16 protein-coding genes and 1 pseudogene are annotated in these 22670 nt (G+C 61.7%); 7 read left to right on the forward strand and 10 right to left on the reverse strand.

Features of this window, described 5'->3' with window-relative positions; translation table 11 throughout:
• Window positions 1-17: 17 nt before the first annotated feature.
• From BLQ55_RS20310 to BLQ55_RS20320, 3 genes are read right to left on the reverse strand one after another with little or no spacing between them, the layout of a single operon-like run.
• Complete coding sequence (locus tag BLQ55_RS20310) at window positions 18-1166, reverse strand: NAD/NADP octopine/nopaline dehydrogenase family protein (protein ID WP_092256349.1); 1149 nt, start codon at window positions 1164-1166, stop codon at window positions 18-20.
• Window positions 1167-1194: 28 nt separating this feature from the next.
• Complete coding sequence (locus BLQ55_RS20315) at window positions 1195-2238, reverse strand: PLP-dependent cysteine synthase family protein (RefSeq protein WP_092256353.1); 1044 nt, start codon at window positions 2236-2238, stop codon at window positions 1195-1197.
• A gap of 14 nt (window positions 2239-2252) precedes the next feature.
• Entirely contained in the window at window positions 2253-3647 is a 1395-nt protein-coding gene (locus tag BLQ55_RS20320; RefSeq protein WP_092256356.1) for a type III PLP-dependent enzyme domain-containing protein, read from the reverse strand.
• A gap of 600 nt (window positions 3648-4247) precedes the next feature.
• On the opposite strand from BLQ55_RS20320, the gene BLQ55_RS20325 reads away from it, so the two are divergent.
• The 3 genes from BLQ55_RS20325 (at window position 4248) to BLQ55_RS20335 (ending at window position 7903) form a co-directional block, all read left to right on the forward strand.
• Complete coding sequence (locus tag BLQ55_RS20325) at window positions 4248-5138, forward strand: HpcH/HpaI aldolase/citrate lyase family protein (protein ID WP_092256359.1); 891 nt, start codon at window positions 4248-4250, stop codon at window positions 5136-5138.
• A gap of 26 nt (window positions 5139-5164) precedes the next feature.
• The gene (locus tag BLQ55_RS20330; protein ID WP_092256362.1) at window positions 5165-5569 is read left to right on the forward strand and encodes a ParB N-terminal domain-containing protein; all 405 of its coding nucleotides are present in this window, start codon (window positions 5165-5167) and stop codon (window positions 5567-5569) included.
• Between the two features lie 111 nt (window positions 5570-5680).
• Entirely contained in the window at window positions 5681-7903 is a 2223-nt protein-coding gene (locus tag BLQ55_RS20335) for a TonB-dependent receptor (protein ID WP_092256365.1), read from the forward strand.
• Between the two features lie 204 nt (window positions 7904-8107).
• Here the strand turns inward: BLQ55_RS20335 and BLQ55_RS20340 are convergent, their stop codons facing one another.
• From BLQ55_RS20340 to BLQ55_RS20350, 3 genes are all read right to left on the reverse strand, one after another.
• Window positions 8108-8326, reverse strand: coding sequence for a tautomerase family protein (locus BLQ55_RS20340; RefSeq protein WP_003200762.1), 219 nt, complete (start codon window positions 8324-8326; stop codon window positions 8108-8110).
• Window positions 8327-8463: 137 nt separating this feature from the next.
• Window positions 8464-10248 carry an IlvD/Edd family dehydratase gene (locus BLQ55_RS20345; RefSeq protein WP_092256369.1) on the reverse strand — a complete coding sequence of 595 codons (1785 nt, stop codon included), beginning with the start codon at window positions 10246-10248 and terminating at the stop codon, window positions 8464-8466.
• A gap of 47 nt (window positions 10249-10295) precedes the next feature.
• A complete protein-coding gene (locus tag BLQ55_RS20350) occupies window positions 10296-11477 on the reverse strand; it encodes a fumarylacetoacetate hydrolase family protein (RefSeq protein ID WP_092256371.1) in 1182 nt (393 codons plus the stop codon).
• Between the two features lie 115 nt (window positions 11478-11592).
• On the opposite strand from BLQ55_RS20350, the gene BLQ55_RS20355 reads away from it, so the two are divergent.
• The 4 genes from BLQ55_RS20355 to BLQ55_RS20370 all read left to right on the forward strand — a co-directional run bounded on the left by BLQ55_RS20355 (window position 11593) and on the right by BLQ55_RS20370 (window position 15831).
• Window positions 11593-12531, forward strand: a complete 939-nt coding sequence (locus BLQ55_RS20355; protein WP_092203590.1) for a LysR family transcriptional regulator — start codon at window positions 11593-11595, stop codon at window positions 12529-12531.
• A 304-nt stretch (window positions 12532-12835) separates the two neighbouring features.
• Window positions 12836-14215, forward strand: a complete 1380-nt coding sequence (locus BLQ55_RS20360) for an MFS transporter (RefSeq protein WP_092256373.1) — start codon at window positions 12836-12838, stop codon at window positions 14213-14215.
• The gene (locus BLQ55_RS20365; protein WP_092203594.1) at window positions 14212-14952 is read left to right on the forward strand and encodes an SDR family oxidoreductase; all 741 of its coding nucleotides are present in this window, start codon (window positions 14212-14214) and stop codon (window positions 14950-14952) included. The genes BLQ55_RS20360 and BLQ55_RS20365 overlap by 4 nt, the downstream gene beginning before the upstream one ends.
• Before the next feature lie 30 nt (window positions 14953-14982).
• Window positions 14983-15831: an ureidoglycolate lyase gene (locus BLQ55_RS20370; RefSeq protein ID WP_092203596.1), complete on the forward strand. Its 849-nt coding sequence runs from the start codon at window positions 14983-14985 to the stop codon at window positions 15829-15831.
• Window positions 15832-16037: 206 nt separating this feature from the next.
• Here the strand turns inward: BLQ55_RS20370 and BLQ55_RS20375 are convergent, their stop codons facing one another.
• From BLQ55_RS20375 to BLQ55_RS32945, 4 genes and pseudogenes are all read right to left on the reverse strand, one after another.
• Window positions 16038-19133 (reverse strand): efflux RND transporter permease subunit, encoded by a 3096-nt coding sequence (locus BLQ55_RS20375; protein ID WP_092256376.1) that lies wholly within the window; start codon window positions 19131-19133, stop codon window positions 16038-16040.
• Window positions 19134-19136: 3 nt separating this feature from the next.
• Window positions 19137-20303: an efflux RND transporter periplasmic adaptor subunit gene (locus BLQ55_RS20380; RefSeq protein WP_092256378.1), complete on the reverse strand. Its 1167-nt coding sequence runs from the start codon at window positions 20301-20303 to the stop codon at window positions 19137-19139.
• Window positions 20304-20404: 101 nt separating this feature from the next.
• Window positions 20405-21160 (reverse strand): methyl-accepting chemotaxis protein, encoded by a 756-nt coding sequence (locus BLQ55_RS32940; protein ID WP_371128546.1) that lies wholly within the window; start codon window positions 21158-21160, stop codon window positions 20405-20407.
• Window positions 21161-21262: 102 nt separating this feature from the next.
• Window positions 21263-22456 (reverse strand): annotated as a pseudogene (locus tag BLQ55_RS32945) (HAMP domain-containing protein); the annotation flags it as partial.
• Between the last annotated feature and the right edge of the window lie 214 nt (window positions 22457-22670).

The raw sequence follows: 22670 nt of genomic DNA on the forward strand, positions 1-22670 counted from the left end.
AGAGGGTGAAGCCCGGTTCAGGCCGAACGCGGCCAGTGGGTCGGGAAGTAGTCCAGTGCCGAGTCGCGCAAGCCTTCCATGTAGGCGATGCTCCACTGCAGGACTTCCTCGATGTAGGGGACTTTCAGTTCGAAACGCCTGGCCATTTCCACCAGCAGGACCAGGCCATAGGCGACGTCTTCATTGAAGGCTCGGCTCTGGCGCTCGATCACATAGCCCGGGCGGTTGCCGTCGGCCGGCACCATGGGCGCCAGGATGTCGTTGTAGGCCCGGTTGGTGCGCAGGATCGAAAGCATGCTGCTGCGGTCGCGGATCTGCTCGCCGTAGGCCTCGACGATCTCCTGTTTCAAGGACTTGACCGAGGACAGGTCCACGCCCATGCGTTGGCTGATGACTGCGCACAGGTTCTGGCTTTCTTCATCCATGCGCTCGAGGAAATAGGCGCCCAGTTCCGGGCACTCGGTCCACCAGCACAGGCGTTGCGGGAAGATCTTGCGATGCCACTGGCCGTAAGGGCCGATCAGGCCGTAGATCACCGAGCTGTGCATGATCGGATTGCCCGGGGTCAGGGTGATCTCCAGGTAATGGTCGAGCAGGGTCACGCAAGGGCCGTACAGCCTGCTGAGCATCTGTTGGAGCTGCTGGCGCGACGCCTGGGTTTCCCGGGCGTGGGTGGCGACATATAGCTGGCTTTTGCCACCGCCCATCTTTACCGAGCGTCCGGGTTTCAGGTCGAACGCCGTGTGCGGGACGTCCTTCATGCCCCAGATCACCAGGTTCGGTTTATCCGCCAGTGTGGCTTGGGCCAGCCAGTCGAAACCGCAGAAGCCTGGAATGGCGCCGACGTACACCGGCTTGGTTGTGCTCAGGTGCGGTGCGATCTCCTGCAGGACCTGCGGCCGGGCATGGGCCGGCACCGTGATGATGACGAGGTCGGCGTCCTCGACGGCGATTTTTGCCTCGGTGGTTACCCGGTCCGGCCGTGCGCTCAGCGTCGAGCCATCAGGCATCAACGCCTGCATGGGAGATTGGCCGGCATGGAGGTCGAGGATGTCCTGGTTGCTGGTGAGCAGCGACACCTGGACATCAGGTAATTGCTTGAACAGGACGGCATTGAGATGGCCGGTTCTGCCACCGCCGCAAATGGCGACTTTCAGCACGTTCATGAAGAGGCGTTCCTGTGTGGGTGGAGGATCATGCGACACTCAATTGCAGCGGCGCAGAACTGGATTCCAGCCATTGGGTCTTGCCCAGCCAGCCGTCCAGTTGCACGGCGACGCCAGGGTCGAGCAAGTCGCGCTCTTGCAGCCATTGATCGTCGAACACGGTGTGCAGGTACTTCTCGCCGCCGTCGGCGATCGGGACCACGACATTGCCGGTCAGCACACCTTTGTGAATGAATTCCAGAGCCTTGAAAATCGCCCCGCCGGTCGAGCCGCCCACCAGCAGCCCGAGGTTGCGCGCGATATAGCGGGCGGTTTCGAAGGCTTGGGAATCGGTGACCTGGACGCCCAGGTCGATGCAGCTGTAGTCGAGCACCAGGCCCACGGTGTCGCCGGCCGGGGTACCGGTGCCGGATTGATAGTACGGGTAGCCGGGATGACCGAAGACAATGGAACCGGCGGGTTCCACGGCGACGGTCACGGTGTCGGGGTTGTGCAGTTTCAGCCCGCGGGCGATGCCGGTCATCGAGCCGCCGGTGCCGACACAACCGACATAGGCACCAACCTTGCCTTCCACCTGGGCAATGGTTTCGCGCACGAAGTCGCTGTAGCCGCCGGCATTGGCAGCATTGTCCGACTGGTTCATGAACACCGCTCCCGGGATCTGTTCCGCGAGTTCGGCAGCCATACGTTGGCGCTCGACTACCGCAACTTCATCCTCGCGATAGTGGCCGGCGACAAATCGAACGTCGGCGCCCAGCGCTTTCATGATGGCGATCTTGTCCTGGGCGGCGTGGTGGTCGACCACGGCGATAAAATGCAGGCCGAATTCGACAGCGGCCATGGCCAGGCCGATGCCGGTGTTGCCGGAAGAGGACTCTACGACCACGCCGCCGGGCTTCAAGCGTCCGGACTTGAGCGCGGCCAGTACCATGTTCCGCGCCATGCGGTCCTTGATGCTGCCGCCGGGGTTGTTCTTTTCAATCTTGAGCAACAGCCTGGCATGAGTGTCGGGTATATCAATGCCCAGCATGGGGGTATTACCGATCAGATCGGAAACTTTATTAAGTATCATGTGAAGTACTCCCTTTAGCAGTCAGGTGAAAACGCGTAGTGGCCTTGTGTACAACAAGTCGCCATTAATCGACGGGGTAGGGGGTGGCGATGGAATTCGTTTTCCAGCAAATCCATCTGATAACCGGCGGTATTGGCGTAGATCAATAAGTCGCCGGGCTGGGGTAAATATTCGAAGTTGATAAGGCGATAACTGATGACGTCATCATCCAGGCAACTATGGCCGGCGATGTATGCCTGAGTCGGGTTATGGGGCGATTGCGTTGCGCTTATCAAGATGGGATCGACCAGATATTCAGACGCGAACCAGGTTTCACACGCGCTGAAACTACTGCCCTCGACGAAGATCACGGTTTTATTGTCGGCCAGCTTTTTGGTGCGGGTCACTCGAAATACCGAGATGGCGGCTTGATCCACCAGGCTTCGACCGGGTTGCAACGATAAAGTGATATTGCGCGACTTTAAGTAATTCGCTATGGAACGCCCGGATGAATGATCGGATTCCAGGAAAAGTTCCAACCACTGGCTGGCTGTCAAACTGCCGCCATAGGGATAAAACGACTCGGGCACTGAATGGTTGTAGTAATGACCGGGTTTATTGTCGTTCTGCAGAAAACTGTTATAGATCTCGGGATCGACATAACGAATAGGCAGCCCTCCACCTATGTCGATCATGCTGGGATTCAAGCCCATTTCGTGCGCCGCCTCGACAAAGGCGGTCACCTCACTGAAGGCCTGTACCCGGGTTTCGTACCCGTAGCCGCCCAGATGGAAATGGAAACCTTCGAAGTGAAAATGTTCGCCTTCTTCGGTCAATTGTCGCAGGCACTCCAGCAAGTCATCGGTGCCCATTCCGAAACGGCTCGCCAGGCAGCTCAGCGGCCGGTACCGCAGTAAAACCCTGGCCTGTAGGGGAGGGCGCGTGTTTTTTACCAGCGTTTTGAGATGAGCGAATTCTTCCAGTGAATCCACACAAATCAGTGAACCGGCCTCCACCAGTGCCCGGTGGAAAACAGTCGTTTTGGCCGGTCCCGTTGCGCACAAAAGCGCTCCCGCCGTGCCGGCGCGCCGGGCTGCGTTCAGTTCGTGAATACTCGACACATCGACGCCGATGCCCAAATCCTCTGCCGCGCGAAGCAGGCACTGGGACTTGTTGGCTTTGGCGCCATAGAAGATGAGGTGATCCACGTCATATCTCTTCAACACACTCTTTAGCGCCACCGTATTGGCTTTAAATGCGTGGGGCCACATCAGGTTGAGGGGTGATCCATGTTGTGAAACAAGTTCTACAAGTCTTTGTGAATGATCATGAATGAATTGTTCGATCGCCGGGTCGAGGAGGGGCGTCAACAGTCTGGGTTGATGCACTTTGGTTCGGTTGTTGGATGTTGGTGTAGAAACATTAGGCATCGTTAACCCCTGGCGTCGAACATGCCATTTTTCATAGTTAGACAACCGCTGTTGTCGAGGCAGATGTAAATTTCAGGCGTAAGAAATTTCAGTGTTTGGCGGTGTAAACCAAACCAAGCCTGACGATAAATTCATCAGGCCGGACGTAATAAATATTTCACGAAATACGGCATAAGAAACCCATTCCCTAAGGTTTGTCCGAAGAGCGGAATAGCCGCCATCGACGGATGGCGGGTCCGTTTAAACAGCCAATCACTGGCATTCAAATGACATCATTGCTATGCACTTCCTGTGATGACGAAAACTTCCTTTGAAGATTGGCTTGCATCAGCTCGATGGCGAGAACCATATTGCTAACGCGAACGATTATCAAGTAAGGTTTTCAAAAATTTTAAATATTTACTCGCTGAACGAGCGTGCATAAACGCTTGTTTGCAGGTGCTTGTAAGCGTTCTTGCGCAGTAGAAGAAATACCTTAATGCCTTGATGGAAAAGGAATTAAGGAGCGCTGGAACAGGCCGCAGCCGAGACCGGGATTTCCCTGCCTGAGGTACATGAAATTTTCGCTGATCACCATTGACGCACCCCCAGGAGAGCTCCATGACAACTGAACGTCCCCATACCGGCGCCACGCTTCCCATCAGCTACCTGTTCGTTCCCGGCAACCGCCCCGAACGGTTCGCCAAGGCGGTCGACGCGACGCCAGACGCGATCATTCTCGACCTCGAGGATGCCGTTCATCCCGACAGCAAAGCCGCGGCCCGAGCGGCCATTTGGGCTTGGCAGGAAAGCGTGCCGAGTGTTGCTTGCCAGCGCTACATCCGCCTGAACAGCGTTGCCAGCACCTTCCTGCGCCAAGACCTGACATGGCTGGGAGACATGCGCTATCCCGAGCGTTGCGCGGGGATTTTCTTGCCCAAGGCGCAGTACGGCGAGGCCTTGTGCCAAATGGTCGAGCAGTTGTTGGCGTGGCAGCCCGGGTTGCAGATCGTCGCCATCATCGAGACGGCCAAGGGCTTGCAGCAGGTCGAGGCGATTGCCGGCATTGCCGGGCTGTCGCGCCTGGCGTTCGGTTCGCTGGATTTTTCCCTCGACATCAACTGCAGCCAGGTGCCCGAGGCGTTTCTGTTCGCCCGCAATCGGATCGTGCTGGCATCGCGCACGGCCGGTTTGCCTGCGCCGATCGATGGTGTGACACCGGCCATCAGCGACCTGGCGATGGTCAACCACGATGCGCATTACGCAAGGTCCCTGGGCTTTGGCGCCAAGCTGTGTATCCATCCCGCGCAATTGAACACGGTCCAGCGGGCCTTCCTGCCCAATGCGGGGCAACTGGCCTGGGCCGATCGCGTGATGCGGGCCGTGGCCAGCGGCTCCCATGCGGTGCAGGTGGACGGCGAAATGGTGGATCTGCCGCTCATCGAACATGCCCAGCGCTTGCTGGACGTGGCCAGCCTTTACGCAGTGCCCGCCAAGGCGGACGCCTGCTGAACCCGCTGCCGACCAGGAGATTCGCCATGGAACACCAGGGTTATCAGATTGCGCTGCGACCGCTTTGCGAAGTGCTGCAATCGGAGCATGTCGATCCGGCCAATGTGCAATGGCTGCGGGAATCGATCGTCCGTGCCGGGCATTGGCTGGAACCGATCATCGTCGAGCGTTCGCGAGGCATCGTGATGGACGGCAACCATCGCTTCAACGCGGCGTTGCAATTGGGCTTGAAGCGGGTCCCGTGCATCCAGCTCGACTATGCGGACCCGCGGGTGCGTGTGCGGCATTGGCAGACCGGCCAGGCGTTCGAGGTGGCGCGGATTTTCAGCACCATCGCCCGGGGCGAGCTGTTCCCCTACAAGACCACGCGGCACGCATTCGACCCGGCCCTGCCCGTCGTCGCGATACCGCTGGAACGCCTGTACGCCTGAGGGATCCGGCGCACTCTGAAAAAATAATCCCCGGGAGGTGATACTTTTCCGCAGGTCGACTGGCAATAGGAGTGATTACCATTTTCTCTCCTTGGAAAGGATCCTTAAGCCATGTCTGTTGCACGTCGACCTTGTGGTGAGTCTGCGTTATCCCTCGCGATTCGGAGCGCCACGCTGAGTTTCATTCTGGTCGCAGGAAGCGCCACCGCCTGGGCGGCAACTCCCGAACAGGCGCCTGCCGCCGATAAAACCCTGGACGTCTCCAAGGACAACGGGCAAGGCTTGACCCTTGACGCCACCACCATCAGCGGCACCCACAACGACCCAGGCGCACTGCCGCCGGCGCTGGCCGGCGGTCAGGTGGCGCGCGGTGCACGCTTGGGGATGATGGGCAACAAGGACGTGATGGACACACCGTTCAGCGTGACCAGCTACACCGAAAAGACCCTGGCCGACCTGCAAACCGTGACCGTGGCCGACGCCCTGCAACGAGACCCTTCGGTGCGCTCGACTGGGCAGGTGGGCGGCATCGTCGATTCGTTTTTCATCCGTGGTTTTCCCATCGGCGAGGGTAACCTCGGCGAGTTGGCCTACGACGGTGTATACGGCGTGGCACCCAACTATCGGGTGTTCACCGACTACGCCGAACGGGTCGAAGTGCTCAAGGGGCCGGGTGCGCTGATGTACGGCATTTCTCCGAACAGCGGGGTGGGCGGGGTGATCAATATCGTTCCCAAGCGTCCGTTGGACGAAGACCTGACGCGCTTTACCGGCAGCTACGCGTCCGATTCCCAAGTGGGCGGGCACCTGGATGTCAGCCGTCGATTCGGCTCGGAAAACCAGTTCGGCGTGCGCTTCAACGGCAGCCTCGAGGGGGGCGACACGGCCATCGACGACCAGAAACGCGAACTCGACATCGGTGCTATCGCCCTGGATTATCGAGGCGAGCGTTTGCGCTTGAACCTCGACTTCATCAGCCAGAAAGAAAGCTTTGACGGCGCCTCGCGACCTTTCACCGTCGCGCCTGGCGTTGAAATCCCATCGGCCCCCAACGGTCGTACCAATGCGTCACAGAAATGGGGTTGGTCCGACACCAAGGAGCAGTCGGCCTTGCTGGGTGGCGAATACGACCTGACGGACGCGGTCACGGTGTTTGCCCACGCCGGTGGCGGTCGCTCGGACGTCAAGCGGATGTCCGACCAGGTACCAAGAATCCTCAACAACGCCGGCGATATCAGCAACACGCCGGGGTATTACAAATTCAACGTAGACCGTTCGACAGCCGATGTGGGGGTTCGTGGGGTGTTCGACACCGGCCCTGTCAGCCACACGACCACGCTGATGGCGACCACCTACCAGGATGAACTGTCCCGGGGGATCAACAACGGGCCGGAGGTCCGCTCGAACATCTATCACCCGGTGGACGTGCCCAAGCCGGCCATCAATGCGCCCAAGGTGCTGCGGGTCTCCGAGTCGCAGTTGTCCGGCTTCGCCTTGACCGACACCTTGTCGGTCCTGGATGACCGTCTGCAACTGACCCTGGGGCTGCGTCGGCAAAATATCGAGTCGCGCAACTACAACGCCAGCGGCTCGGTCAGTTCCCGCTATGACGACAGCGCAACGACCCCGATGGTCGGCGTGGTGGTCAAGCCCTGGGAGGACGTGTCGCTCTACTACAACTATGTCGAGGGGCTGAGCAAAGGTGACGTCGCGCCAGGTAATGCGAGCAATGCCGGCGAAACGTTTGCACCTTATGAGTCCAAACAGCATGAGGTTGGGGTCAAGTACGAGCACGGCACGTTCATGACCACCCTGGCGCTGTTCCAGATCGAGAAGCCCAGTGGCGAAATCGGTGCGAACAATGTTTTCTCTGTACAGGCTGAACAGCGCAACCGTGGCGTGGAGCTGAGCGTGTTCGGCGAAGTGGCCCCCGGCACTCGCTTGATGGGTGGCGTGACATTGCTCGATGGTGAGCTGACGGATTCCGCCACAGCGGCCAACCGTGGCAATAGGCCGGTGGGCGTGCCAGACGTACAAGCCAACCTGTGGGCTGAATGGGACACCCCGTGGGTGGAAGGCTTTACCCTCACCAGCGGCGCGATCTACACCAGCAGCCAATACGTGAACCAGGCCAACACCCAGGAACTGGATGCCTGGACCCGCTTCGATGCGGGCGCTCGTTACGCCACCAAGATCGAAGGTCGACCGACAACTTTCCGAGCCACGGTCCAGAACGTCTTTGACCGCGAGTACTGGTCGGGGGTCGCCTCGTATGGTGCTTTCTCCCCAGGCTCGCCGCGCACATTGCAGTTGTCGGCCACGGTGGATTTCTGAGGCATGGCGAGGGTGACCAGGCGCAGGGTCATCCTTGGCACTCTTCTTTCCTGATCTCTTCTATATAAGTAAGCCTATTCACTCAAGAGAAACGATGAACCTGTGGCTCGCTCGACTGCGTAGCAGTCGCTTTTTGTGGGCGCTTCGCACTCGAGCGGGAGCAAGCTTCGGCCACGGGGGCAGGCAAGCCTGAAGTCAACAGCGTTATTGGCCTTTGGCAGGCAACCCCATCTTCGCCAGCGTCAGCGTTTCATCGGCGCGCCCCCAGCCACCGTCTGCCACCTCTTCGACCAGGACCATGGTGAATGGACGCACCCCTTCGCCGAAGTATTCGACGAACATTTCCGTGGTGCGATGGATGATCTCTTCCTTGCGGGCGTGGTCCAGGATTCCTTCGGGAAATTTGTAGTTGGCAAATGGCATGGATCGACTCCGTGGGTGTGAAAGATTCGGCAGGGGCGACGGCCCCTGGCGCGCATCTTTCTCCTTTAAGTCCGTGGAATAAACCCTTCTGGATTGGCATCTGAATTCAACGGGCGTGAACAATCGGCCGCTTGGACTCAGTGCGAATGACGCGGCTCGCCACTGCGGGCGATCACGCGCAGATGCAGCGTGGCAGGCTCCAGGCAGCCCCCGGTGGACAATTGCCCGACCAGTTGCCGGTACAGTTCCTGCCAGGGCGTTTGCGACGGTGGGATGTTCGGTGTCCATTCGAATCGGCGCCGGGCCATTTCTTCGTCGTCGATCAGCAGGTTCACGGTGCGGGCGTTCAGGTCCACTTTCAGCCGGTCGTTGGTCTGCAGCAACGCCAGGCCGCCGCCCACGGCTGCTTCAGGGGACATGTTGAGGATCGATGGGCTCGCCGAGGTGCCGCTCTGGCGCCCGTCGCCCAGGCAGGGCAGGGAGTCGATGCCTTTTTTGATCAGCGCGGCCGGTGGGGCCATGTTCACCACCTCGGCACTGCCGGGATAGCCCACGGTGCCGACACCGCGAATGACGAGGATGCAGCGCTCATCGATGTCCAGCGCCGGATCATCGATGCGGGCGTGGTAATCCTCCGGTCCTTCGAACACGATGGCCCGGGCTTCGAAACTGTTCTCGGCGCCGGGCTCGGAGAGGTAGGTCTTGCGAAACGCTTCGCCCACCACCGACATCTTCATGATCGCGCTGTCGAAGAAATTGCCGCTGAGCACGATGAAGCCGGCACGGTGCTTGAGAGGCGTGTCGAAGGGATAGATCACGTCGGCGTTGCTGGTCAGGCTGCCGCTGACGATTTCGCCGATGGTCCTGCCGCTGACCGTGGCGCAGTCTTCGTGCAGGCGTCCGGCTTTTTGCAGCTCATGCATGACCGAGGGCACACCGCCGGCCCGATGGAAACCTTCACCCAGATACTTGCCGGCGGGCATGCAATTGACCAGCAGCGGCACGTCCTCGCCAATCCGCTGCCAGTCATCCAGACTCAGTTCGACGCCCATGTGCCGGGCGATGGCGATCAGGTGCGGCGGGCAGTTACTCGAAGCACCCAGGGCCGAGGCGACGGCGATGGCGTTCTCGAAGGCCTGGCGGGTCATGATCTGTGACGGACGAATGTCTTGCAGTACCAGCTCGCAGATGCGTTTGCCGGTGGCATAGGCCATTTGCCCACGCTCGCGATAGGGCGCCGGAATACTCGCGCAACCGGGCAGCGACATGCCCAGGGCTTCGGCCAGGGCGTTCATCGACAGGGCGGTGCCCATGGTGTTGCAGTGACCCACCGAAGGCGATGCCGCGGTGGTCATTTCCATGAAGCCTTCGTAATCGATCTCGCCGGCGGCCATCAGGTTGCGCGCATGCCAGAGCACGGTGCCCGAGCCGATCAGCTCGCCCTTGTGATGGCCGTCGAGCATCGGCCCGCCGGACAAGACAATGGCGGGCAAGTCGGTGGTCGCCGCCGCCATCAGGCAAGCGGGCGTGGTCTTGTCGCAACCGGTGGTGAGCACCACGCCGTCCAACGGGTAGCCGTGGAGGATTTCCACCAGCCCCAGGTAGGCCAGGTTGCGGTCCAGGGCAGCGGTGGGGCGCCGTGACTGTTCGGCGATCGGGTGCACCGGGAATTCCATGGGGATGCCACCGGCGTCGCGGATGCCGGCCTTGACCCGTTGGGCCAGTTCCAGGTGATGACGGTTGCAGGGGGTCAGGTCGCTGCCGGTCTGGGCGATGCCGATGATCGGGCGTCCCGATTGCAGCTCTTCGCGGGTCATGCCGTAGTTCATGTAGCGTTCGACATACAGGGCGGTCATGTCCGCGTGAGCCGGGTCATTGAACCATTGCTCGCTGCGCAGGCGGCGTTCAGGCGTGTCACTCATGATTCATGTCTCTCTTGTAATTGGATGAATCGGTCACGGTCGTAGCGTCAGCGGCCCAGCAGTCCGCGGGCGGCGAGGTTGCGCAACAAGGCGCTGACGCCAAAGGTCCAGGGGGCGGCGTCGCAGCTGTGGGTCACCTGATTATGCAGGCTGCCGAGCAAGGGGCTGCTGATGCTGACCCGGTCCCCGCGCTTGTGGGTGAAACCGCTGCCGGGATGGTCGCGGTCTTCGGTGGGGGCGAACAGGGTACCGAGAAATAGCACAAAACCATCCGGATATTGGTGGTTGGCGTTGAGTGTCTGGCTTGCCAGGTCCTGCGGGTCACGGCTGATCTGGCTCATGGAGCTCGAACCGTGCAGGCGGTAGCCATCTTCGCCTTGTACCTGGAGGTCGACCACGCAGGCGCGTACGTCATCCAGGCTGAATCGTTCGTCGAACAGACGAATGAACGGCCCGATGGCGCAGGACGCGTTATTGTCCTTGGCCTTGCTCAGCAACAGTGCGCTGCGACCTTCGATGTCGCGCAGGTTGACGTCGTTGCCCAGGGTGGCACCGTGGATCTGGCCACGGCTGTTTACCGCCAGCACCACTTCCGGTTCCGGGTTGTTCCATTGCGATACCGGATGAACACCGATTTGGCTGCCGCTGCCCACGGCGGCCAGGACCGGTGCCTTGGTGAAAATCTCCGCATCCGGGCCGATGCCGACTTCCAGGTACTGCGACCACATGCCCTGTTCGATGAGCAAGGCTTTCAGGCGCATGGCTTGTTCGGAGCCCGGCACGATCGCCCGCAGGTTATCGCCGATCACGTTGTGCACGGTGGCGCGTACCGCCTCGGCCCTTGCCGCGTCGCCGCCTGCCTGTTCCTCGATCACCCGCTCGATCATGCTGGCGGCGAAGGTCACGCCGGCGGCCTTGATCACTTGCAAGTCCAGCGGCGGCAACAGAAACGGCTTGGCCGGGTCGGCATGAAGGCCGGTGTTGGCCAGCAGCGCTTCGACGCTGGCGATGAAAGTGCCGGGCGTTTGCCTGACCGCCGCCAACGGCGAGGACGTTTCCAGCACATCGCTCAAGGTCGCGAAACGATCCGACAGGTCGAACACCCCATCACTGCGCAGCACGACGGGCGAAGGCCCGGCGACACGGCCAGGCACCCAGGCACGACCGATCAGGGTGCCGGCGACGCCATCCACTGGCAGGGTGTTCTCGGGAGTAAGCATCAGCGACATGGGCAGTTTTCCTGAGTTCGTAAAGCTTTCAAGCTAGGGCGCGCGGTTGATGAACTCCAATGAGATATATTCAGTATCTGATAACGTCCGGTTATTGCAACGCCGAGGATTGCCCATGTCCGATCTGTCTTTTTCCAGCTTCTGCGGCTGGCTCAAATTCCGCCATCTGCTGTTGATCGATACTTTGGGGCGCACCTGCAACATGCATCTGGCGGCCGAGCAGATGAACCTCAGCCAGCCCGCCGTGAGCAAGATGCTCAAGGAAATCGAAAGCCTGCTCGGCTTCGCCCTGTTCGAGCGCCGCCCCCGGAGCATGCCGCCCACCGCGTTGGGCGAACCTGTGCTGCGTTACGCGCAGATCGCCTTGAACGATGCACGTTCGTTCGTCGAGCAAATCAGCAGCCTGCGCGAAGGCGGCCATGGCTACCTCAAGGTCGGCGGTATCTTTGCCGCGACGGCGGTGGCCTTGCCCGAGGCGATCCTGCAGATCAAGCAACGCTGGCCCTTGCTGTCCATCGAGGTGGTGGAGCAGACCAGCAACCATTTGATGAAAATGCTTGAAGAGAAAAAACTCGACCTGGCGGTGGCCCGGTTTACCGAGCAAAGCCAGCAACAGCGCTACGACTTCCAACCCCTGGCCCCGGAACCGTTCTGCATCGTGGTCAATGACCGCCATCCCTTGGCGAACGCCGGGCCGACATCCCTGCAGCAACTGGTGGACCTGCCATGGATTCTCTACCCGGTCGGCACGCCGATCCGTGCACGCATGGAACTGGCCTTCGCCGAGGCCGGGGTGGGGATGCCACGCAATACCATCGACACCATTTCCATGCAGACCTTTCTCCAGGTGCTGCAACGCGGGCCCATGATCGGCATGTTGCCCAATGCCATGGTCGATCCGCTGCTCGAAAGCGGCCAGCTCAAGACCCTCGATACCCCACTGCACCTGGTGCCGCAGGACTACGGCATTCTCACGCGAAAGGACGAACCGCTGGTAGGCGCGGCGCTGGAGTTCGCCGAGATTCTCAAGGACAACGCCCGTTTGAGCGGTTGAATGTGCCGCCGCCATCGCGAGCAAGCTCGCTCACAGTTGTTTGGTGTTGACTGAAAGATCCGCGACACTCCCGCCCCTGTGGGAGCGAGCTTGCTCGCGATGGCGGCGCATCAGCCTGCACTGAACCCTATGGCGAGTACACAGCAGTCCCGCTTGCCAAACCAAGCCTCGATAACAATACGTTATCGACTAATCCAAAAATGCCATTGGGAAAGAATCGATCCCCGACAGTAGAGTCCTCGTTCAACCGCCGGATGAGTCACTCATTCGACGTGACCCAATAAAAACAATCAGGGGTTACCTCATGCAAACCATCTCCGAGCCGTTGCCCGCCCAGGCAGCCTGCGAACCGGATTTCGAAGACCGGACCTACCGCAAGGTGATCTGGCGGATCCTGCCCGTGTTGCTGTTGTGCTACATGGCGGCGTACCTCGATCGGGTGAACATCGGGTTCGCCAAGCTCGACATGCTCAACGAGCTGCAATTCAGCAACACGGTGTATGCCTTGGGCGCCAGTATGTTTTTCTGGGGCTATTTCCTCTTCGAAGTGCCCAGCAACCTGTTGCTGCATCGCTTTGGCGCACGGTTCTGGATCGCCCGGATCATGCTCAGTTGGGCGGTGATCTCCATGGCCGTGGCCTACACCGTGCCGCTGGCGGCTTTCTTCCACATCGAATCGAGCACGATGTTCTATGTGCTGCGCTTCCTGTTGGGCATCTGCGAAGCGGGTTTTTTCCCTGGGGTGATCCTCTACCTCAACTACTGGTTTCCGACCCACCGGCAGAGCCGGGTGATGTCCGGGTTCCTGCTGGCGCTGCCCGTCAGCCTGACCCTGGGCGGCATACTTTCCGGCTGGCTGATGAACAGCATGCAAGGGGTGCATGGCCTGTCTGGCTGGCAATGGATGCTGCTCATCGAAGGCATCCCGTCGATCATCATGGCGTTCGTCGTGATCGTCTGCCTGGCCGACAACATCGACAAGGCCAAATGGCTGACGGTCGCGGAAAAAGCCCTGCTCAAGGCCAACCTGCAAACCGACAACCAAGGCAAGGCCACGGGCTTGAGCGAAGTGTTCTTCAACCCGCGGGTGTGGTTGCTGGTATTGATCCTGCTGACCTTCAACACCGGTTTCTACGGCCTGGCGTTCTGGATGCCTTCGATCATCAAGAGCACCGGCATCACCAACAGCTTGCACATCGGTTTGCTCACCGCCATCCCGTATTCGGTGGCGGTGGTGGCGATGCTGCTCAACGCCCGGCACTCCAACCGCACCGGTGAGCGGCGCTTGCATGCGGCGATCCCGGCGTTCATTGGCGGCGTCGGCCTGATCCTCAGCGCCTTCTTCGCTGACAACCTGGTGTTGTCCGTGCTCTTTCTCAGCGTCTCCGCTTCGGGGATCCTCAGCCTGATGCCGATTTTCTGGACCCTGCCAGGCACCGTGCTGTCGGGGGTCGCCGCGGCAGCCGGCATCGGCATGATCAACGCCATCGGCAACCTGTCGGGCTTCACCGGCTCGATGATCACTGCCGTGGCCGAAACCCTCACGGGCAACATCAACAACGGCACTTATGTGCTGGCCTTGTGTCTTTTGGTCAGCGGCGGGCTGATCCTGGCCATCCCCGCTTCGATGCTCGGCAGGACCCCCAAGCACGCCGCCACGGCAGCGCAACTGGAGACCGCATGAACCTGCAGAACAAGCGCGTGCTGGTGACGGCAGCGGGGCAGGGCATTGGCTTGGCCAGCGCCATTGCCTTCGCCAGGGCCGGTGCCGAGGTGATCGCCACGGACATCGATATCCATGCATTGGCGGGCCTCGAAGAGGTCACCGCCATGCCCCTGGATGTCACTTCGACCGCTGCCATTGGTGCCGCCTGCGAGCGCATCGGCGGGCTGGATGTGCTGTTCAACTGCGCAGGCTACGTGCACAGCGGCAACATACTGCAATGCGATGAAGCGGCCTGGGCGCGTTCGATGGACCTCAATGTCACGGCCATGTATCGGATGATCTACGCTTTCCTGCCGGGCATGCTGGCCCGGGGCGGCGGCTCGATCATCAACATGTCGTCGGTGGCCTCCAGCGTCAAGGGCGTGCCCAATCGCTTCGCCTATGCCACCAGCAAGGCGGCGGTGGTGGGCCTGACCAAGGCTGTCGCCATCGACTTCGTCAACCAGGGCATCCGCTGCAACGCGATATGCCCGGGCACCGTGGACTCGCCTTCGCTGCGCCAGCGCATCGCCGCCCAGGCCGTGCAACAGGGCGTCGATGAGGCGCAGGTCTATCGGCAATTCCTCGACCGTCAGCCCATGGGACGCATCGGCAGCACCGAAGAGATCGCCCAGTTGGCGGTGTACCTGGGCAGCGATGCATCGGCCTACACCACGGGTGCCATTCACGTCATCGACGGTGGCATGAGCCTCTGAACCCGGTCTTCACTTGAGCAGGAGCACGACATGAAACTATTGCGCTACGGCGAAAAAGGCTCGGAAAAACCCGGGCTGTTGGATAGCGACAATCAGCTACGCGATCTCTCCGGCCATGTGCCGGACATCGCCGGTCAGGTCCTGGGCGCGGACAGCCTGGCAGCGCTCGCCGCCCTCGACCCGCGCAGCCTGCCGCTCGTTGCCGGCCAGCCGCGCATCGGTGCCTGCGTCGGCCAGGTCGGCAAATTCATCTGCATCGGCCTGAACTACGCCGATCATGCGGCCGAGTCGAACATGGCGGTGCCGAAAGAGCCGATCATCTTCAACAAATGGACCAGTGCCATCTGCGGGCCGAACGACGACATTCAGATCCCGCGCGGCTCGCTCAAGACTGATTGGGAAGTCGAGTTGGGCGTGGTCATCGGTAAAGGCGGGCGCTACATCGACGAAGCCAATGCCATGGAGCATGTCGCTGGCTACTGCGTCATCAACGATGTGTCCGAGCGCGAGTGGCAACTGGAGCGCGGCGGCACCTGGGACAAGGGCAAGGGCTTCGACACCTTCGGTCCACTTGGCCCCTGGCTGGTGACCCGGGATGAAATCGCCGACCCGCATACGCTGGATCTGTGGCTGGAGGTTGACGGACACCGCTATCAGAACGGCAATACCCGAACGCTGATCTTCAGCGTGCCGCAACTGATTGCCTACCTCAGTCGCTGCATGAGCCTGCAACCGGGGGATGTGATCTCCACCGGCACGCCGCCCGGCGTCGGCCTGGGCATCAAGCCCGACCCGGTGTTCCTGCGGCCGGGCCAGACCATTCGCCTGGGGATCGAGGGCTTGGGCGAACAGCGTCAGGTCACGGTGCAGGCGGACTGATGGGCTGGGCTCGCTGCCCGCTCAGGGCCCTGTGGGAGCGAGCTTGCTCGCGATAGCGGTGTGTCTGCCGGTATCCATTCAACTGACCTGACGCCATCGCGAGCAAGCTCGCTCCCACACTGTTCCGAGGTGCTACACATATTGATGCCTTACTAATACCCCTGTGGGAGCGAGCTTGCTCGCGATAGCGGTGGTCCGGCCTGGCCTCACTTCGGATCAACACGCTTGACACGCTTCATCACCACCACGAAAAACACCGGCACGAACACCACCGCCAGCGTGGCGGTGATCATCCCGCCGATCACCCCGGTGCCGATGGCCTGCTGGCTCGCCGAGCTGGCACCGGTGGCAATCGCCAGCGGTACCACCCCGAGGATGAACGCCAGCGAGGTCATGATGATCGGTCGCAGGCGCAGGCGTGCGGCCTGGAGCGTGGCATCGATCAGGTCGTGGCCTTCGTCGTACAGGCTCTTGGCGAACTCGATGATCAGGATCGCGTTCTTCGCCGACAGGCCGATGATGGTGATCAACCCGATCTTGAAGAACACATCGTTGGGCATGCCGCGCAACGACACGGCCAATACCGCGCCAAGCACACCCAGTGGCACCACCAGCAGCACCGAGGTCGGGATCGACCAGCTCTCGTACAGCGCCGCCAGGCACAGGAACACCACGAGCAACGACAGGCCCAACAGGATCGGTGCCTGGCTGCCGGACAAGCGTTCCTGCAAGGACAACCCGGTCCATTCCTGGCCCAGGCCCGTCGGCCCCAGGGCCACCAGCCGTTCGATTTCGGCCATGGCTTGGCCGGTGCTGTAGCCCGGTGCCGGTTCGCCGGAAATGCTCACCGCCGGATAACCGTTATAGCGGGTCAACTGCGCCGGCCCCTGGGTCCAGCGGGCCTGGACGAATGCCGACAACGGGACCATTTTCCCGCTGTTGTTGCGCACGTGGATTTTCAGCAGGTCCTCGACCTGGCTGCGCTGGTCGCCCTCGGCCTGGACCACCACCCGCTGCATCCGCCCCTGGTTGGGGAAGTCGTTGATGTAGGCCGAACCCACCGCCGTGGACAACACGCTGCCGACATCGGCAAAGGAAATGCCCAGGGCATTGGCCTGCTTGCGGTCGACCTCCAGTTGCACCTGCGGCGCTTCCGCCAGGGCGCTTTCGCGCACATTTATCAGCATCGGGCTTTTTTCGGCGGCGGCGAGCAGTTCGCTGCGGGCCTGCATCAAGGTGGCATGGCCGAGTCCGCCACGGTCCTGCAAACGGAACTCGAAACCGCTGGAGGTGCCCAGGCCATCCACGGGCGGCGGCAGCACTGAGAACGCCATGGCATCCTTGATTCGACCCAGGGCCAGGTTGGCGCGGTCGGCAATCGACGCCGCCGAATCCTCGGCGCCGCGTTGCGACCAGTCCTTGAGGGTGGTGAAGGCCAGGGCGGCGTTCTGCCCGCTGCCGGAAAAGCTGAAACCGAGAATGACCGTGCTGTCGCCGACCCCCGGCTCACCGGCGTTGTGGGCTTCGATCTGCTCCACCACCTGCACCGTCCGGTTTTTGCTCGCACCCGGCGGCAGCTGGATGTCGGTGATGGTATAGCCCTGGTCTTCCACCGGCAGGAACGAGGAGGGCAAGCGACTGAACAACAGGCCCATGCCCACCAGCAGCACGCCGTAGATCAGCAGATAACGGCCGCTGCGTTTCACCGCATAGGCCACCCACCCCTGGTAGCGGTCGCCGAAGCGGTCGAAGCCACGGTTGAACCAGCCGAAGAAACCGCTTTTGGCGTGGTGATCGCCTTGGGCGATCGGCTTGAGCAAGGTCGCGCAAAGCGCTGGGGTCAAGGTCAGGGCGAGAAAGGCCGAGAACAGGATCGACGTCGCCATCGACAGCGAGAATTGCTGGTAGATCACCCCCACCGAGCCCTGCATGAACGCCATCGGAATGAACACCGCCACCAGCACCAGCGTGATGCCGATGATCGCACCGGTGATCTGCCCCATGGCCTTGCGCGTGGCCTCCTTGGGCGACAAGCCTTCCTGGGCCATGATCCGCTCGACGTTCTCCACCACGACGATGGCGTCGTCCACCAGGATACCGATGGCCAGCACCATGCCGAACATGGTCAGCACGTTGATCGAGAACCCCAGCGCGAGCATCGTCGCGAAGGTGCCCATCAATGCCACCGGCACCACCAGGGTCGGGATCAAGGTGTAGCGGATGTTCTGCAGGAACAGGAACATCACCGCGAACACCAGCAACATCGCCTCGCCGAGGGTATAGATCACCTTGGTGATCGAGACCTTGACGAACGGCGAGGTGTCGTAGGGGATCTTGTACTCCACGCCGGCCGGGAAATAGCGCGACAGCTCGTCCATCTTGTTGCGCACCAGGGTCGCGGTGTTCAAGGCATTGGCGCCCGGCGACAGTTGCACCGCCACCGCGGTGGACGGCTTGCCGTTCAGGCGCGTGGAAAACTGGTATTCCTGGCTGCCGATCTCCACCCGTGCCACGTCGGCGATGCGCACCGTCGAGCCATCGGGATTGGCCTTGAGCACAATGTCGGCGAACTCTTGTGGCGTGTTGAGCTGGCCTTTGACGACGATGGTCGCGGTGATTTCCTGGGTGCTACGGCTCGGCAATTCCCCCAGGCTACCTGCCGACACCTGGGCGTTCTGCGCCGCGATGGCGGCATTGACATCGGCCGGGGTCAGGTTGAAGCCGACGAGTTTCTGCGGGTCGATCCAGATCCGCATGGCTCGCTCGGCCCCGTACAGCTGGGCCTTGCCGACACCGTCCAGGCGCTTGATCTCGTTCATCACGTTGCGCGCCAGGTAATCGCTGAGGGCCACGTCGTCGAGCTTGCCGTCGCTGGAGGTGAGGGTGATCAGCAGCAGGAAGCCGGCGGAGACTTTGTCCACTTGCAAGCCCTGTTGCGTGACCGCTTGCGGCAGGCGCGACTCCACCGCCTTGAGACGGTTCTGCACGTCGACCTGGGCCAGTTCCGGGTTGGTACCGGGTTGGAAGGTCGCGGTGATGGTGGCGCTGCCCAGGCTGCTCTGGGATTCGAAATACAACAGGTTGTCGGCGCCGTTGAGTTCTTCCTCGATCAGGCTGACCACGCTTTCGTCCACGGTTTGCGCCGAGGCGCCCGGGTAGACGGTGTAGATCTCGATCTGTGGCGGGGCCACCACCGGGTATTGCGCCACCGGCAGTTGTGGGATGGCCAGGACACCGGACAACAGGATGAACAAAGCGACGACCCAGGCGAATACCGGACGGTCGATGAAAAATTGCGGCATGGCTTAGTGTCCTGCCTGTGGCCCGGGAACCTGGGCGAGGGGGAGTGGAGAGTCGTCGATCCGGACGTGCTCGCCAGGACGGGCGTGTTGCAGGCCTTCGATGACGATGCGGTCGCCGGGTTTCAAACCGTGGGTGACGACCCAGCGATCGTTTTGCGCGGCGCCCAGTTGCACCGGTTGCTGGCTGACCTTCTGCTCGGCGTCCAGCAGCAACACCTGGGCGATGCCGGCGCTGTCGCGCAAGATGGCCCGTTGCGGCACGGTGATGCCCTGGCTGTTGACCGCCTGTTCCAGGCGCACGCGAATGAAACTGCCCGGCAGCAGGTCCAGGTCGGGGTTGGGGAACTCGCTGCGCAGGGTGATCTGGCCGGTGCTCGGGTCGACGCTGAGGTCGGTGAACAGCAACCTGCCGGGCAGCGGATAAGGGCTGCCGTCGTCCTGGATCAAGGTGGCCTTGGCCTGGCCCTGGCCGACCGCCTGCAGTTGCCCTGCGCGAAAGGCGCGGCGCAGGTCATTGAGTTCGCGGGTCGATTGCGTGAGGTCCGCGTGGATCGGGTCCAGTTGCTGGATCAACGCCAACGGCGTGCTTTCGTTCTGCCCGACCAAGGCACCTTCCGTCACCAGGGCGCGGCCGATGCGCCCGGATATCGGCGCGGTCACCGTGGCATACCCGAGGTTCAGTTTCGCCCGTTCCACCGCGGCCTTGTTGGCGGCGACGTCCGCCGCGGTCTGGCGCACGTTGGCCCTGGCGTTGTCGTAGTCCTGGCCACTGATCGCCTTGTCATCGATCAGCTGGGCGTAACGTTGTGCCTGCAAGCGGGCCTGGAACGCATTGGCCTCGGCCTTGCGCAACGCCGCCTCGGCACTGTCCAGGTCGGCCTTGAACGGCGCCGGATCGATGCGAAACAGCACCTCGCCCTGTTTGACGTCGCGGCCTTCGTGAAACACCCGCTGCAAGACCACGCCGGCGACCCGCGCCCGGACTTCGGCGACCCGTGGCGCGGCGATCCGGCCGCTCAGCTCGTTGCTGATCGACAGTGGCCGGGCCTGGACCGTTTCGACACGCACGCTTGCCAGCGGGGCGGAGGCTTGCGGGTTCGAGGCGCTATCACAGCCACTGAGCAGCGCGCCGACCAACAGGCCCAGTGTGACGAAAGGAATCTTGGACATGGTGCTTCCCCAATATTGAGCCGCCCATGGTAGGGATCGAGGCCAATGCCAGGGGTGAAGCTTTGTAGGCGCTCTGTGAAATTGTGTAAGCACACAGGCCACTAGATCCGAAAATGCCCCACCAACTGCTGTTGATGGTTGGCCATGGCATGCAACGAGTGGCTCGCCTGCGACGCTTCTTGCATCCGGCTGGTCAAGGTTTCGCTGATTGCGCGAATGTCGCTGACGCGATGGCTGATGTCTTCCACGACAGTGCTTTGCTCCAGGGCGGCACTGGCGATCTGTTGGTTCATGTGTTCGATCACTTCCACGGCGTCGGTGATGTGTTGCAGCGCCACATGGGTCTTTTCGACTTGGGCGACGCTGTCCCTGGCCTGTTCGCGGCTCAGTTGGGTGCTGTGCACGACCTCCTGGCTCAGCTGTTGCAACGCTTCGATCACCTCGCGTATCTGCTCGACCGAGTTCTGGGTGTTGCTGGCCAGATGGCGAACTTCGTCGGCCACCACGGCAAAGCCGCGCCCCTGTTCGCCGGCCCTGGCCGCTTCGATGGCGGCATTCAAGGCCAGCAGGTTGGTCTGTTGGGCAATGGCACAAATTACGTCCAGCACCTGGCCAATGTGTTGGCTGTTGCCGGCCAGCGCCTGCACTTGCCCGAGCGTGGTTTCCAGGCGCCGGTCGAGGTTGTCAATGCTGGTGACCGCGCTGGCGAATAATTCCCGCCCCGATCGGCTGGCGTTTTCGGCAACGGTGGCGGCATCGGCCGCCTGGTGGGAATGGCGAGCCACTTCCTGGGCGCTGGTGCTCATTTCATGCAAGGCGGTCGCTGCCAGCTCGACTTCCCGGTACTGCGTGTGCATGCCGGCGCTGACTTCCCGGGCCACCCGCGCCGACGTATCGGCGGTGTTGCGGGTGTCCAGGGAGGCTTGCTGGATATCGCGGATAATGGGCTGCAACTTGTCGAGAAAGCGGTTGAAGCCCCTGGCCAGATGGCCCAATTCATCGTGGCGATCGTTGGGCAGGCGCCGGGTGAGATCGCCGTCGCCTTCGACAATCGCATCGAGCATATGCGCCACCCTCAGCAGCGGCCGGGTCACGCCGTAAGCGGTGAGCCAGATGAGCGACAGTCCCAAGCCGGCAGCCAGCAAGCCCAGGCTGAGGTTGAGCCAGTTGGCCTGGCGATGCTTGTCGTCCAACTGCGCCTGCATGTGCAGGGCTGGCGCTTGCACAAGCGCTTCAGGTACGCGTATCTGCAATTGCCAGGGGCTATTGTCGGGAGCGGTTTGCACGGCTTGCCGAACGTCGACCGAGGTGCCGTCAACCGTGCCGCTATGGCCGGCAACTTGCCCTGACGGGGAAAGAATGTTGATCTCGCTGTGGCCGGGATACAGGTCGTTGGCCAGGCTGGCGGCCAGTTGCTGGAGGGTATCGAGGCTGATGTCCATGCCTACCACACCGATGACGTTGCCCTGGTCCAGCAGCGGTATGGAGATGCTGCTCATCAACGTCTTCTGGCCTTCGACCTCGATCGCGTAGGGCTCTGTCACGCAGGTGCGCCCCAGGGTCTGCGGGCAGACGTACCAGGCGTTGGCCGGCTCGCTGCCCGGTGGTGCGGTGTTGGCGCTGATCTGGGCTTCGCTGAGCACCTCCTGCACCAGGTGGCCGGGTTGGCTTTGCGACCAGTACAAGGCGAAGCGACCTTTTTCATTGCCGGCCAGATCGCGTTGGCCAATGAAACCGGCATCTTCACCGACCAGCGCGTCGGGGAACAGCACGACGTAGAAACCGAGGACTTTTTCGCGGTTCTGGAGGGCTTGGCGGGTCGCGGCGATCAGGTCGCGGCGCAGTTGCCCTGGCGTCAGTCGTCCGTTCCACGCCTGGGCACGCAGTTGCAGGACCTGCTGGGCAAAACCTTCCCCATAGATCGCGGTTTCGCTGAAAAAGCGCTCCACCCGCTGACCGTGTGCCAGGCCCTGTGCCTGCAGGCCTTCCAGGGCCGAGCGTCCGAGCAGTTGGCTGCTTTGCTGCTTGAGCAGCGTTGCGCCTTGCTGGTTCTGATACAGGGAGGCACCGGTCAATGCCCCGACGACGGCCAGCAGGCACAGCCCACTCAGGAGCGTGATCCGCCATTGGATAGAGAGACGAGCGAAGAACATGCCGAGATTTTCCTGCGCTTAGGGATTTTATTGTTCTGTGCCCAGCACTGTTTGAACGACGGGCAAGGCTATCTTGCGGCAGGAAGCGTCTGCCGGTTATCCCGAATCGGCAGCTTTTGCAGGCATTGGGCTAATGCGAGTCACTTAGGGCGACGACGTCCCTGTGGCGAGGGGATCAATCCCCTCGCCACAGAGGCTGACCTGTTTTGGGGCG

This window comes from Pseudomonas sp. NFACC13-1 (assembly GCF_900104425.1).
GTDB classification, from domain to species: Bacteria; Pseudomonadota; Gammaproteobacteria; order Pseudomonadales; family Pseudomonadaceae; genus Aquipseudomonas; species Aquipseudomonas fluorescens_AA.

Excerpts from the sequence above, each read along its gene's own strand:
- BLQ55_RS20350 (WP_092256371.1), bottom strand. The coding sequence starts at position 11,477 with ATGTCGCTGATGCTTACTCCCGAGAACACCCTGCCAGTGGATGGCGTC.
- BLQ55_RS20380 (WP_092256378.1), bottom strand. The coding sequence starts at position 20,303 with ATGTCCAAGATTCCTTTCGTCACACTGGGCCTGTTGGTCGGCGCGCTG.
- BLQ55_RS20330 (WP_092256362.1), top strand. The coding sequence starts at position 5,165 with ATGGAACACCAGGGTTATCAGATTGCGCTGCGACCGCTTTGCGAAGTG.
- BLQ55_RS20360 (WP_092256373.1), top strand. The coding sequence starts at position 12,836 with ATGCAAACCATCTCCGAGCCGTTGCCCGCCCAGGCAGCCTGCGAACCG.
- BLQ55_RS20335 (WP_092256365.1), top strand. The coding sequence starts at position 5,681 with ATGTCTGTTGCACGTCGACCTTGTGGTGAGTCTGCGTTATCCCTCGCG.
- BLQ55_RS20365 (WP_092203594.1), top strand. The coding sequence starts at position 14,212 with ATGAACCTGCAGAACAAGCGCGTGCTGGTGACGGCAGCGGGGCAGGGC.
- BLQ55_RS32940 (WP_371128546.1), bottom strand. The coding sequence starts at position 21,160 with ATGCACACGCAGTACCGGGAAGTCGAGCTGGCAGCGACCGCCTTGCAT.
- BLQ55_RS20345 (WP_092256369.1), bottom strand. The coding sequence starts at position 10,248 with ATGAGTGACACGCCTGAACGCCGCCTGCGCAGCGAGCAATGGTTCAAT.
- BLQ55_RS20325 (WP_092256359.1), top strand. The coding sequence starts at position 4,248 with ATGACAACTGAACGTCCCCATACCGGCGCCACGCTTCCCATCAGCTAC.
- BLQ55_RS20315 (WP_092256353.1), bottom strand. The coding sequence starts at position 2,238 with ATGATACTTAATAAAGTTTCCGATCTGATCGGTAATACCCCCATGCTG.
- BLQ55_RS20310 (WP_092256349.1), bottom strand. The coding sequence starts at position 1,166 with ATGAACGTGCTGAAAGTCGCCATTTGCGGCGGTGGCAGAACCGGCCAT.
- BLQ55_RS20370 (WP_092203596.1), top strand. The coding sequence starts at position 14,983 with ATGAAACTATTGCGCTACGGCGAAAAAGGCTCGGAAAAACCCGGGCTG.
- BLQ55_RS20320 (WP_092256356.1), bottom strand. The coding sequence starts at position 3,647 with ATGCCTAATGTTTCTACACCAACATCCAACAACCGAACCAAAGTGCAT.
- BLQ55_RS20340 (WP_003200762.1), bottom strand. The coding sequence starts at position 8,326 with ATGCCATTTGCCAACTACAAATTTCCCGAAGGAATCCTGGACCACGCC.
- BLQ55_RS20375 (WP_092256376.1), bottom strand. The coding sequence starts at position 19,133 with ATGCCGCAATTTTTCATCGACCGTCCGGTATTCGCCTGGGTCGTCGCT.
- BLQ55_RS20355 (WP_092203590.1), top strand. The coding sequence starts at position 11,593 with ATGTCCGATCTGTCTTTTTCCAGCTTCTGCGGCTGGCTCAAATTCCGC.